Genomic DNA, 12,720 nt, shown 5'->3' with positions numbered 1-12,720 from the left:
GAACAACAGGGCGGCAGTCCCGCTGAGGATGCCCGCTTAACGTCTAAAGGAGAAGGCCATGCGCCACGGTAAATCCGGCCGCAAGCTCGGCCGCACCACGAGCCACCGTACTGCGATGTTCGCCAACATGGCGGCCTCGCTGATTGAACACGAAGCCATCGTCACGACGCTGCCGAAGGCCAAGGAAATGAAGCCGATCATGGACAAGCTTGTCACCCTCGGCAAGCGCGGCGACCTGCATGCCCGCCGTCAGGCGATCTCGCAGGTTCGTGACGTTGCCATGGTCCGCAAGCTGTTTGACGTGCTCGCCAGCCGTTACAAGGAGCGCAACGGTGGCTACACCCGCGTGGTCAAGGCTGGCTTCCGTTACGGCGACAGCGCACCGATGGCTGTGATCGAGCTGGTTGACCGTGACATGTCTGCACGCGGCGCTGCCGACCGTGCCCGTCACGAAGCGGAACAGGCTGCTGAAAACGCAGCGTAAGGTTTCGGAAGTATAAAAAACGTGAAAGGCGGGCCCTGTGCCCGCCTTTTGCTTTTTGTCGATATTTTCTGCTGAATTTGTGTGTCTGCTCAGATCACTTGTCAAAATTATCTTGTTCTTAAGATCATTAAGGAGATGCTGCGTCCACTTTTCCTTTCCATGGAGCTGGGTGCGCTATGAGCGGAAGTCAGAATGCCGGCGTCAAGAGCCGGGGCTTTTTACGTCTTTCCACGATTATACCTGCTGTCACTGTTGGCCTTGCATTGGTTTCCTGTGCAGTGGTTGGGGTGATCGGTTATACAACCGGCCGCGACGGCCTTGAAAAGGCGGGCGTTTCCGAGCTCAGCCTGATGGTTCAGTCCCGTCACGCTCTGCTGTCCGCCAAGCTCGATGGTATTCAGTCGGATCTGTCCAATCTGGCCTCGGGCGCTGCGGCGACCCTGGTCATGAAGGATCTGGCGAGCACGCGTGCGAATCTGACCACGGATATGGATTCGATCCGCAGCTACTATCAGGCTGCCGGCAGCGCCGCCGCCGATCGTGCCGAACTGAACGGCAAGACCAACAAGACCATGTATTCCTGGCGCCATGGCGAGCTGCATGGCTCGTTCCTGTCGGCCTGGAAGGCTGGTGGCTACGGCGATATCTACGGCATCACCAATGACGGCCTCGTTCTCTACTCCGTGACCAAGGGCGACGACTTCCTTCAGTCCGTCACCGACGGTTCGCTGGCCGCGACCGGTCTGGGCGAGGCGTTCAAGCTGGCTGCGGGCCAGCCCGCAGGCACTCAGGTGGCAACCGGCTTCAGTGAATATGGCGCCGATGCCATCCCGTCGATGTTCCTAGCACAACCCGTCTATGTGAACGAGTTTGGCGAGAGCAAGTATCTTGGTGTCATCGCCATGCGCGTGACCTCTCCGATGCTGGACAAGGTTCTGGCCGACCGGAAGGGCCTTGGCGAAACGGGGCAGACCTATCTGGTCGCGCAGGGCGGCATGGTGCTGACGACGATGCCGGCCCTGGACTATCCGACCGCCCTCAAGTTCCAGGTTTCTGGCAAGCCGATTGAGGACGCCCTGCGTGGTGGTGGTTCGACCGGCGTTGTGACCGGCAAGGATGGGCTGGACCGCATGGTTCTCGCCGAACCGATCAACTTCATGGGACAGACCTATGCCGTTGTGGCGGACAAGACCGTCGAAGAAACGCTGAGTGCCGTCACGGCCATGCGTGACCGGATGATCATGCTGACGCTGATCACGCTGGGTATCGTGGCGGTCGTGGCCCTGTTGTTCTCCCGCACCATCACCAAGCCGCTGCAGGTGCTCGTTCAGGCCCTGACCTCCATTGCCAATGGCAACCTGTCGCAGGACATTTCTGCGGCCCGCCGCGGTGATGAAATCGGTGAGATCGGCCGCGCGGTTCTGCAGATCCGCGAGAATGCGGCTGCCGAGCAGGAGCGCCGTGCGCAGGAAGAAGCGATTGCCGCCCGCTCGCAGGCCGAACAGCGCAAGGAAATGCTCTCCGGTCTAGCTGCCGAATTTGAGGCATCCGTTGGCCGCGTGGTGGAAACCGTCTCCCGTTCGGCGCAGAGCCTGCAGTCCGCGGCCCGCGAAGTGCAGGAAATGACGCAGTCGGCTGGCGACAGCGCGTCTCGTGCGGCTGACATGTCCAACCAGGCCATGGAAGAAGTGCAGTCGATCGCTTCGGCTTCGGACCAGCTGTCGAGCTCGATCCGCCAGATCTCCGAACTGATCGCCCGCTCGTCCAGCGTGGCCCAAACGGCAACGATCCGCGCTCAGGCCACCAACACCACCGTGCGGTCGCTGGCAGAAGCTGCCAACCGCATCGGTGAGGTGGTGACGCTGATCTCCGATATCGCCGATCAGACCAACCTGCTTGCCCTCAACGCCACCATCGAGGCGGCGCGTGCAGGCGAGGCCGGCCGCGGCTTTGCGGTCGTGGCGTCGGAAGTGAAGGAACTGGCCTCGCAGACCGGCAAGGCGACCGGCGAAATCCAGCAGCAGATCGACGCGATCCGCAGCGCCACGGATGATGCCGTTGCCGCAATCGCCGAGATCCAGGAGACCATCGGTGAGATCACCATGTCGGTGACCGAGGTGTCTTCCGCCGTCGAAGAGCAGAGCGCCGCAACGCAGGGCATCGCCGACAACACGCAGCGTGCAGCGCGCGGCACCGAAGAGGTGACGAGCAACATCCGCCGCGTGAACGACGTGACCGAGCGCACCGGCACCGCTGCCGATGGCTTCGTCGCCTCGGCCAGCGAACTGACCAGCCAGGCCCGCCACCTCGACGAGGAGGTCCGCTCCTTCCTGTCGCAGGTCCGCTCGGCCTGAGCCGGTCAGACTGCAATGCCGGGCTGCAAGGCTTGGCATTGCGGGACAGGCTTCCTATCTGGCATGTATCGAATCCGGCCTTCGGGCCGGATTCTGCATTTTGAGGGAGCTTTGATGATGGCCTTGTCCCACAGCCATGCCCCGTTCGCGGGCCACCGCCTTCGGGCCTGTTTCACCCGCTTGCTGGCTTGCACCCTGATTCTGGGGGCCATTGCCGTGCCCGGCGCTGCCGGCACCGCCATTGCCCAGGAACGGCAGGTTCCAAAGAGCGATGCGGAAATCACCCTGTCTTTTGCCCCGGTCGTGAAGAAGGTGGCGCCTGCAGTCGTCAACGTCTATGCGACGCGCATGGTGGAGCAGCGGCAGGTTTCGCCCTTTCTGGATGATCCCTTCTTCCGCCGCTTCTTCGGCGTGCCTGACAACGCCCCCGGCGGCCAGCGCAGGCGGGTACAGTCTTCCCTCGGGTCGGGCGTGATCATTGCCCCCGAAGGCATCATCATCACCAACAATCACGTCATCGAGAATGCCGACGAGGTGCGCGTGGCACTCAGCGACCGGCGCGAGTTCGATGCCGACATCATCCTCAAGGACGAGCGGACGGATCTGGCCGTGCTGAAGATCCGCGAAGGCGGCAATTTCCCGACGGTGGAATTTGCCGATTCGGACGGGCTGGAAGTCGGTGACATGGTGCTGGCCATCGGCAATCCCTTCGGTGTCGGCCAGACGGTGACGCAGGGCATCGTCTCGGCTCTGGCCCGCACGCAGGTGGGCGTGACCGACTATCAGTTCTTCATCCAGACCGATGCCGCCATCAACCCGGGCAACTCGGGCGGCGCGCTGGTCGACATGCACGGACGGCTGGTCGGCATCAACACCGCGATTTTCTCCCGTTCCGGCGGCTCCATCGGCATCGGCTTTGCGATCCCCGCCAATATGGTGAGATTCGTCGCCACATCGGCGCAGACGTCCGGCAAGGTGCAGCGGCCCTGGCTGGGAGCGACGGTTCAGGTGGTTGGGGCGGAAATTGCTGAAGCCCTTGGCCTCGACCGGCCGCGCGGCGTGCTGGTCACCAAGGTGTTCCCGGGCTCCCCGGCAGACACGGCCGGGCTGAAGGTCGGTGACCTTGTGACGGCGGTGGATGGGGCCGAAGTGCTCGATCCCGATTCCTTCGGCTACCGTTTTGCCACCCGGCAGCTGGGCGGTGCGGCGAAATTCACCTTCCTGCGCAACGGATCGGAACTGCAAGCCGATGTGGCGCTGACGGCCGCGCCCGAAACCCCGGCGCGCGATGCCCGCCAGATCGAGGCCTATTCGCCTTTTGCGGGCGCGACCGTGCTGAATCTTTCCCCGGCCGTCTCGGATGAACTGCGCCTCGACACCATGGACGAGGGCGTCGTGATCAGCGAAGTGGCACAGGGCTCTCCTGCCAACCGGGTGGGCTTGCGGCCGGGGGATATCATCGTAGGTGTGAACGAACAGAAGGTCACCACCACAGCAGAGCTTGACCGGATGCTGCGCCGCCCTGCAAGGTTCTGGCTTCTCGATATCAAGCGGGGCGGGGAGACGACACGTCTGGCCCTGCGCGGCTGACCATGCAGTTGATCCGTCATGAGTGACCTCTTTTCCGCTTCCGGGCAGATGCTTGCCTCCCAACCCGCCGGGCCGCGCCCGCTGGCGGACAGGCTGCGCCCGAAGCGGCTTGAGGATGTGGCAGGGCAGGACCATCTGCTCGGGCCGGACGGCACCCTGTCGCGCATGCTGCGCAACCGCAGCCTTGGCTCGCTGATCTTCTGGGGGCCTCCGGGCACCGGCAAGACCACCGTCGCCCGGCTGCTGGCAGCGGAAACGGATCTGGGCTTTGAACAGATCTCGGCGATCTTTTCCGGCGTTGCCGACCTCAAGAAGGTGTTTGAGGCGGCCCGTGCCCGGCGCATGGGCGGGCGGGGAACGCTGCTGTTCGTGGACGAGATCCACCGCTTCAACCGCGCCCAGCAGGACAGCTTCCTGCCGGTGATGGAAGACGGCACCATCACGCTGGTGGGGGCGACGACCGAGAACCCGTCCTTCGAGCTCAATGCCGCGCTCCTGTCGCGCTCGCACGTGATGACCTTCCGCTCACTCGACCGGGAGGCAGTGGAGCGGCTGCTGGCGCGGGCCGAGCAGGAGGAGGGCAAGCCTCTGCCGCTTGATGAAGAAGCGCGCGGCGTGCTGATGCGCATGGCTGATGGCGATGGCCGTTCCGCCCTGACGCTGGCGGAAGATGTCTGGCGTGCAGCCGGGGAGGGGGAAGTCTTCACCGCAGCACGCCTGCAGGAGATCGTCCAGCGCCGGGCACCGATCTATGACAAGAGCCAGGACGGCCACTACAATCTGATTTCCGCCCTGCACAAGTCGGTGCGCGGTTCGGACCCTGATGCGGCGCTCTACTGGTTCGCGCGCATGCTCGATGGCGGCGAGGACCCGCTGTACCTCGCCCGCCGCCTGATCCGCATGGCGGTGGAGGACATCGGCCTTGCCGATCCTCAGGCGCTGACGCAGGCCAATGCCGCGCGCGATGCCTATCAGATGCTCGGCTCCCCGGAAGGCGAACTGGCGCTGGCGCAATGCGTCGTCTATTTGGCGACCGCGCCCAAGTCGAACGCGGTCTATACGGCCTACAAGGCGGCGGTGCGGGCGGCCAAGAGCCACGGCTCGCTGCTGCCGCCCAAGCATATCCTCAACGCCCCGACCAAGCTGATGAAGTCCGAAGGCTATGGCGACGGCTACGCTTATGACCACGATCAGCCGGATGCCTTCTCCGGTCAGGACTATTTCCCCGAAAGCATGGGCCGCCAGGTGTTCTATGACCCGGTGGAGCGCGGCTTCGAGCGCGAGTTGCGCAAGCGGCTCGAATACTGGTCGAGGCTCCGCCGCGAGCGCGGCGGGTGAGACGGTAACACCCTCCTAACTTCGCCTTGCCGTCGGAGGGCGGCTGCGCGATGCTGGCGGCCTGTCGGTCCGGGGATTCGCCCATGAAGCAGATCGAGATCCGCCTCGCGCTCGTGTTCTACGGCGGCGTTTCCCTTGCCATCTACATGCATGGTGTCAGCCGCGAAGTCCTCAATCTCGTCAAGGCTTCCAGCCTCAATGCCTCGCGCGATCCGCAGGAAGCGGCGGAGGAGACGGCAGCCGGAACGCTGTCGCCGTCCACACTGGCCTATCTCGACCTGCTGCGGGCCTATGAGCCTGACGTGAATGTCCGCGTGGTGGTGGATGCCATTGCCGGGGCATCGGCAGGCGGCGTCAACGGGGTGATGCTCGCCCGTGCCATTGCCCATGATCTGCCGCTCGATGCCCACCGCGACCTCTGGCTTGAGAACGCCGATGTGACGCGCCTGGCCCAGCCGCAGGACGGCATCACCCGTTACCTCAAGAGTGGCATGTCGCCGGTGATCGACCGGCTGATCACTTCGGGTCTCAAGGCGCAGATCGACAGCCCGGAGACCCGTGACAAGCTGCGTCTGCTCACCCAGTCGCGCTGGTTCACCCCGCCGTTTTCCGGTTCGCGCTATTGCGGCTGGATGCTGGATGCCTGCCACGCCATGGATGCGAGCTGGCGCGAGGGCGCAACGCTGGTGCCGCGCGGACAGAAGCTGGAGCTGTTCGTCACCCTGACCGACTATTACGGCCGCCGGCAGCGCATCCACATTGATGAACCGGCCTTCATCGAGGAGCGCGAGCACCGGCGCATTCTGCGCTTTTCCTGTCATCACCGCATGCCGGGCGTTCTGGACAGCAGCTTTACGCCCCGCCACATTCCCGGCCTCGTCTTTGCCGCCCGCGCCACCTCTTCCTTCCCCGGCGCTTTCCCTCCGGCAACCGTTGGGGAAATGGACAGGCTGCTGGCAGAGCGGAGCGAGACCTGGGAAACGCGGGAGGAGTTCCTGCGCAGCACGATCGGCGGGTCAGTCGAAGATGTGGAGCGGCGCTGCTTTGTTGATGGCAGCGTGGTGATGAACAAGCCCTTCGGCCCGGTGATCGAGGCGATAGACGAGCGGCCCGCCACCCGCGAAGTCGCCCGGCGGCTGGTCTATGTGGACCCGGTGCCCTTCAACGGCAAGGGCGTGGGACCGAACGGCAATGGCGACACTGTGCCCGGCTTCTTCCGTGTCATCCTGTCCTCTCTTGCGCATATCCCGCGCAATGAACCGGTGGGGGATGACCTCAAGGCCATCGAGGCGCGCAACCGGCGGGCGCGGCGCCTTGCCGAGGTGATTGCCGCCACCGATCCGCTGGTGGAGGCGGAGGTCGGGCGCATTCTGCCGGCCGCTTCCACTCAGCCGCTGACCATCGAAGAACTGACCCGCTGCCGGGTCAAGGCGAACGAGGCCGCCCATGTGCAGGCAGGCTATGCCTATCTCAGCTATCAGACGCTGAAGGTGGAGGCACTGGCCGAGCGGCTGGCGGGGCTGATCTGCGAGCTGGCCGCGAGGGCAGGGGCAGAGCTTGATCTGGACGATGTACTCTCCCGTCTCAAGGCAGGTCTGCCGGAGGCCATGGAGGCGGGCAACTTCGGTTCCTCGCAGGCCATGATCAGCCTGCTGAAGGGGCTGGATGTCGACTACCGCATCCGCCGCCTGCGCTTCGTGGTGCGCCGCCTCAACAGCTTCTACCAGTCCCGCAGCCATGACGTGGCGGTGCAGAAGCCGGATGATCTGGATGCGCTGAAGCGCGAACTTTACGAACAGATCGACATGCTGCTGCGCTGCTGGAACGCGGCGGCCTATCCGCAAGACATTTGCGAGCTGGCAGCCGGACTTGGCACGGAGGACAGTCCGAAGGCGGTAGAGGCAGCGCTTGCCGCGATCCGTGCCCACATGCGGCTGGGGGATCTCGACCGGCTGCAGGATGATATTTTTGCGGTGATGACCTTCACCTACCTCGTGCCGGGCCTGCGGCAGGATCTGACGCGCGCCTATGTGGGCTTTGCCTTCTATGATCTGGTGACGCTGCCCGTTTTCCAGCGCACGGATTTTTCGGAAGTGAACGAAACGCTGATCGACCGGATCAGCCCGCGGGACGCCAGTTCCCTGCTGGATGAGGGATTCGTGCTGAAGGGATCGGCGCTCAACACCTTCGGCGCCTTCTTCAACCGCTCCTGGCGCGAGCATGACTATCTCTGGGGCCGGCTGACGGCGGCGGACCGGCTGATGCGCATCGTCCAGTCTTCCATCGGCAGCCGTGTGCTGGCGGCGGAAGAGGAGCAGAGGCTGAGGCGCAACCTGTTTCTGGCCATCGTCGATGAAGAGGCCGCGCATCTGAAAGCGGACCCTGCATTGATTCCAGCGGTGAGGCGCCTGATCGAGGAACGGATTGGCCCGGGCAGCGTTAGGCACGCGGAGGAGCCGCTTCCGCAGGAAGGTTGAAAGAATGGGCAGTTTTCTGATCGTCGCGCTCGGCGGCGGTATTGGTGCGGCGCTCCGGCACGGGATGAACCTCCTGACCCTGCGCTGGTTCGGGCCGAATTTTCCCTATGGCACGCTGACGGTGAATGTGGCCGGATCGCTGATCATGGGCCTCTTCATTGGCTGGCTGCTGCGCTACAATCCCGGCACCTCGGCCGGGCTGCGGCTTTTCGTGGCGACCGGCATCCTCGGTGGCTTCACCACCTTTTCCGCCTTCTCGCTGGACATGGCGCTGCTGTGGGAGAAGGGGGCGGTGCAGTTGGCGCTGCTCTATGTGGTCCTGTCGGTTCTCCTGTCCATCCTCGCGGTCTTTGCCGGTCTCGCCATTGCCCGCAGTGTCGGAGCCTGAAACTCTGGCCTTTCGGGCCTTGTGACGCGTCCGGGATGCGAAATCTCTTCCCTTGCGGGCCAAGGACGCTTAAGAGGAGCACAACAACAGCTGCGCCCTGCCGGGCCGGTTTGACGTGCCGCGTTGGCCGTCCCGGATACCCGCTCCAAGCCGGGCAAGCGCCAGAACGAGACCCATATGTCCGCTATTGAACTCAAGACCGTGTCCGCCGATGAGGCTGGCATGCGCCTCGACCGTTGGTTCAAGGTCCATTTCCCGGGCCTTGGCTTCGGCCACCTGCAGAAGCTGCTGCGCACCGGTCAGGTGCGCGTCGATGGCAAGCGCGCAGAAAGCGCCACCCGCCTCGCTTCCGGCCAGAGCGTGCGCATCCCGCCGCTCGGCATCGAAATCGAGGCGGACGACCGCAAGAACGCCCGGCCGAAGTCCACCAAGCTCATCGATGACGACCGCAAGGCCATCGAGGACATGATGCTGTTCGAGGACAGCATGGTGATGGTGCTGAACAAGCCCGCTGGTCTTGCCGTGCAGGGCGGTTCGGGCCTGCGCCGCCATCTCGACGGCATGCTGGATGCCTTCACCGACAGCAAGGGCAACAAGCCCCGCCTCGTGCACCGGCTGGACCGGGAAACCTCCGGCATCATCCTCGTCGCCAAGACCCGCCTTGCCGCGCAGGAGCTGACCAAGTCCTTCCGCCACCGCAACACCCGCAAGATCTACTGGGCGATGCTGGCCGGCGTGCCGAAGCCGAAGCAGGGCCGCATCTCCACCTATCTCGCCCGTGACGAGAGCGAGGAGCGCATGCGCATTGCCCGTCATGGCGAGGACGAGGCCCAGCACGCGGTGTCGCTCTACAATGTGGTGGAGCAGTCGGCGCAGAAGCTGTCCTGGGTGACCATGAAGCCGGTGACCGGCCGCACCCATCAGCTGCGCGCTCATGCCGCCCACATTCATCACCCGATCATCGGGGACGACAAGTATTTCAACGTGGAGAACTGGGAGCTGCCCGGCGGCATCCAGAACCGCCTGCACCTGCTGGCCCGGCGCATCATCATTCCGCACCCATCGGGTCACGGGAAGATCGACGTCTCCGCGCCGCTGCCCCCGCACATGCAGCAGACCTGGAACCTGCTCGGCTTCGACGTAGCAGACTATGTTCCGGAGCTGGACGAGGAAGACTGATACCAGGTCTCGATGAGCCTCGCTCATTGAGACCTGGTCAAGCCCGTGCGGCGCATGAGCAACTTCAAGGCGTGATGCGTCAGCATCAAAAGACTTGGTATGAGGACCCTGCCTGCCCATGTATCTTGTGATCTTTGACTGCGACGGCACGCTGATCGACAGCCAGGAGACCATCCTGCACGGGCTTGAGGTCGGCTTTGCCGCCGCCGGCCTGCCGATGCCGGGCCGCAAGGAAGCGCTGTCCATCGTCGGCCTGTCGCTGGAACAGGCCTTCGCCCGTCTGGTGGGCCCCGGTCACCGCGGCAAGGTGGGGATGATGTCCGAGGCCTACCGGGCCTCCAAGCGCAGCCGCCGCGCGGCGGGGCTTGATCATGATCCGCTTTATCCGGGCGCCCGCGAGGCCATCCTGCGCCTTGGCGCGCGCGAAGACGTGCTGCTGGGCATCGCCACCGGCAAGGCCCGGCGCGGTGTGGACCACATGCTGAAACTGCATGATCTGGAAGGCCGCTTCATCACCATCCAGACCGCCGACACCAGCCCCTCCAAGCCGCATCCGGACATGGTACTGCGGGCCATGGGCGAGACGGGCGCCGAGCCCCTGCGCACAGTGATGATCGGCGACACCAGCTTTGACATGGAAATGGCCCGGGCCGCCGGTGCGCTCGCCGTCGGTGTGTCCTGGGGCTATCACACGGCAGACCTGCTGCATGGGGCAGGGGCCCATGCGGTGATCGACCAATTTGACGAACTCGATGGCGCGATTGCCCGCTGCCTCGGCTGGACACTGGAGACCCTTTGATGCGCGATATCTTTGAAGAGATCCACGCGGACCTTGCCAAATATGATCCGGTCGAGCGGGCCAAAGAGCTCTCACGGCGGGAACTGCCCAAGCGCTTCTATGATGCTGCTTCGTCCGCTCCCGCTGAGGGTGGCCACGCAGTGCTGCTGGATGGCCGCGCGGTGAAGACACCGGGCCGCAAGCCGCTGCTCCTGCCCGATGCCAGACTTGCTGCCGCAGTTGCCGCCGAATGGCACGCGCAGGAAAAGGTGATCAACCCCGGCATCATGCCGCTGACCCGTATCGCCAATGCAGCGATCGATGCGGTCGGGGACCGCTTTGCGGAAGTCGCGGACGAGATCGCCCGTTACGCCGGCAATGATGCCCTGTGCTACCGCGCCAGCGAGCCGGAGCGGCTGACCGAACGCCAGCGCCAGATCTGGGACCCGCTGCTGGGGGCTGCTGAAGCCGAACTCGGCGGGCGTTTCCGCCTGTCCGGCGGCATTATGCATGTGCCGCAGGACGAGGCGCTGGTCGCGGCTTTCCGCAAGGCGCTGGATGGTTTCTCCGCGCTGGAACTCGCCGCCCTGCACACGGTGACCAGCGTCACCGGCTCGGCCGTCATCGCCCTGCTTCTCGCCCGCCGTAACCACGGCGCCGAAGACCTCTGGGCCGCTGCTCATGTGGACGAGGACTGGAACGCCGAACTCTGGGGCGAGGACACCGAGGCCCGCCGCATCCGCACCTACAAGAAGACCGAGTTCGACGCCGCCGCGCTGATCCTTGGTCACGGATAGGAAAAAGTTTTTTATTTCAGCTTGTTGAGGGGTTAAGCGGAATCAAGTTCGCAGCACGTTGAATCAGTTTTCGAGCCTGTTGAATTTGATTGCCGCGGAGTTGAATCAGTTTCTCAACCGCTTGAATCTGTGTGTGAGCGGCGCAACACCGCTCACCACCCTCTCCGCGTCGCCCCGGACGGAGCGTAGCGGAGATCCGGGGTCTACTCGCTCGCAGAGAGATGCCATTGACCAGAGCGGCGCGGCGGACTGGCTCGCCTTTCGGCCTCACCGCTGGAACAAACTTGAAAGCTCTGCAAGCGAGTGGTCCCCGGCTCGCGCTACGCTTGGCCGGGGTGACTCAGTGCCGGGGGCGTAGGGCTGCGGCTTCAGGACTTGCAGCTGCAGAGTAAAGCACTGCCTCTCCCCACACTCCGCGCCGCCCCGGCCTTGTGCCGGGGCCTGTAATGGGCGCACTTCCGGTCAAATTCTTCAAGTTTTCAATCTGTTGCCACACGTCCCTGACAGGTCCCGGCACAAGGCCGGGACGGCGCAGCAAGAAAGGCCGAATGCCCAAGGCACAGCCGGGACGGTCCGGCTTCCGGCGCCTCAGATCTCGAATTCAGGAATTTCCGTGAAGGCCTTGCGCAGGGCGTTGGACCAGCCGGTGGAGAGGGCCTGGAAATAGGGATCGTCGCGGTCGATGCGCTTCTGGCGGTGGGCGGTGAAGCTGTCGGTGTTGTAGAGCATCAGGTCGATGGGCATGCCGACCGACAGGTTCGAGCGCAGGGTGGAATCGAAGGACAGCAGCGCCATCTTGGCCGCAGCGCCAAGGCGCATGTCGCGGCGGGTCACCCGGTCGAGGATCGGCTTGCCATATTTGTGCTCGCCGATCTGGAAGAACATGGTGTCGTCGGTGGCCTCGATGAAATTGCCAGCCGAATAGATCTGGAACAGGCGCGGCGCCTCGCCCTTGATCTGGCCGCCGAAGATGAAGGTGACGAAGAAGCTCTCCGCGCTTGCCGCCAGTGCATCGCCATCCAGCGCCCGCACATCCCGCACGGCCTGCCCGACAAGCCGGGCCGCCTGGAACATGGTGTTCACGCTCATCAGATTGGTCTTGTTGAGGGTGGGCGAGGCGATCTGTTCGGACAGGATCGACACCACCGACTGGGTGATGGCGAGATTGCCGGCCGTCAGCAGGGTGAAGACACGCTCGCCGGGCTCTTCCCAGACATGCAGCTTCTTGAAGGTGGCGATATTGTCGACACCCGCATTGGTGCGGGTGTCGGCAGCAAAGACGAGACCACGGTCAAGTTTCAGGCCAACGCAGTAAGTCACGGCAGGGGGGTCCGC

At 64.2% G+C, this 12,720-nt stretch carries 10 protein-coding genes; 9 read left to right on the top strand and 1 reads right to left on the bottom strand.

Features of this window, described 5'->3' with window-relative positions:
* Positions 1–58 precede the first annotated feature (58 nt).
* The 9 genes from rplQ (at position 59) to IF10I1_RS17825 (ending at position 11,385) form a co-directional block, all read left to right on the top strand.
* Entirely contained in the window at positions 59–484 is a 426-nt protein-coding gene (rplQ, locus tag IF10I1_RS17865; protein WP_026355984.1) for a 50S ribosomal protein L17, read from the top strand.
* 287 nt (positions 485–771) lie between these two features.
* A complete protein-coding gene (locus tag IF10I1_RS17860; RefSeq protein WP_208977386.1) occupies positions 772–2,838 on the top strand; it encodes a methyl-accepting chemotaxis protein in 2,067 nt (688 codons plus the stop codon).
* 114 nt (positions 2,839–2,952) lie between these two features.
* The gene (locus IF10I1_RS17855; RefSeq protein WP_186393746.1) at positions 2,953–4,428 is read left to right on the top strand and encodes a DegQ family serine endoprotease; all 1,476 of its coding nucleotides are present in this window, start codon (positions 2,953–2,955) and stop codon (positions 4,426–4,428) included.
* An 18-nt stretch (positions 4,429–4,446) separates the two neighbouring features.
* Positions 4,447–5,766 (top strand): replication-associated recombination protein A, encoded by a 1,320-nt coding sequence (locus IF10I1_RS17850; RefSeq protein WP_186415456.1) that lies wholly within the window; start codon positions 4,447–4,449, stop codon positions 5,764–5,766.
* An 83-nt stretch (positions 5,767–5,849) separates the two neighbouring features.
* Positions 5,850–8,243: a patatin-like protein gene (locus IF10I1_RS17845; RefSeq protein ID WP_186415457.1), complete on the top strand. Its 2,394-nt coding sequence runs from the start codon at positions 5,850–5,852 to the stop codon at positions 8,241–8,243.
* A 4-nt stretch (positions 8,244–8,247) separates the two neighbouring features.
* Positions 8,248–8,631, top strand: coding sequence for a fluoride efflux transporter CrcB (gene crcB / locus IF10I1_RS17840; RefSeq protein ID WP_162544281.1), 384 nt, complete (start codon positions 8,248–8,250; stop codon positions 8,629–8,631).
* Between the two features lie 177 nt (positions 8,632–8,808).
* The gene (locus IF10I1_RS17835) at positions 8,809–9,810 is read left to right on the top strand and encodes an RluA family pseudouridine synthase (protein WP_094462999.1); all 1,002 of its coding nucleotides are present in this window, start codon (positions 8,809–8,811) and stop codon (positions 9,808–9,810) included.
* Positions 9,811–9,928: 118 nt separating this feature from the next.
* A complete protein-coding gene (locus IF10I1_RS17830; protein WP_186393743.1) occupies positions 9,929–10,609 on the top strand; it encodes an HAD-IA family hydrolase in 681 nt (226 codons plus the stop codon).
* A complete protein-coding gene (locus IF10I1_RS17825) occupies positions 10,609–11,385 on the top strand; it encodes an ATP12 family chaperone protein (protein ID WP_186393742.1) in 777 nt (258 codons plus the stop codon). The genes IF10I1_RS17830 and IF10I1_RS17825 overlap by 1 nt, the downstream gene beginning before the upstream one ends.
* Before the next feature lie 588 nt (positions 11,386–11,973).
* On the opposite strand, the gene IF10I1_RS17820 is transcribed toward IF10I1_RS17825, so the two are convergent.
* On the bottom strand, positions 11,974–12,705 hold the full coding sequence (locus IF10I1_RS17820; RefSeq protein WP_186394028.1) for a proteasome-type protease: 732 nt from the start codon (positions 12,703–12,705) through the stop codon (positions 11,974–11,976).
* Between the last annotated feature and the right edge of the window lie 15 nt (positions 12,706–12,720).

Source organism: Pannonibacter sp. I15F10I1 (assembly GCF_900185665.1).
Lineage (GTDB): Bacteria > Pseudomonadota > Alphaproteobacteria > Rhizobiales > Stappiaceae > Pannonibacter > Pannonibacter indicus.
Note: the sequence above shows the minus strand (reverse complement) of the source record. Positions and strands in the feature narration are given on the sequence as shown.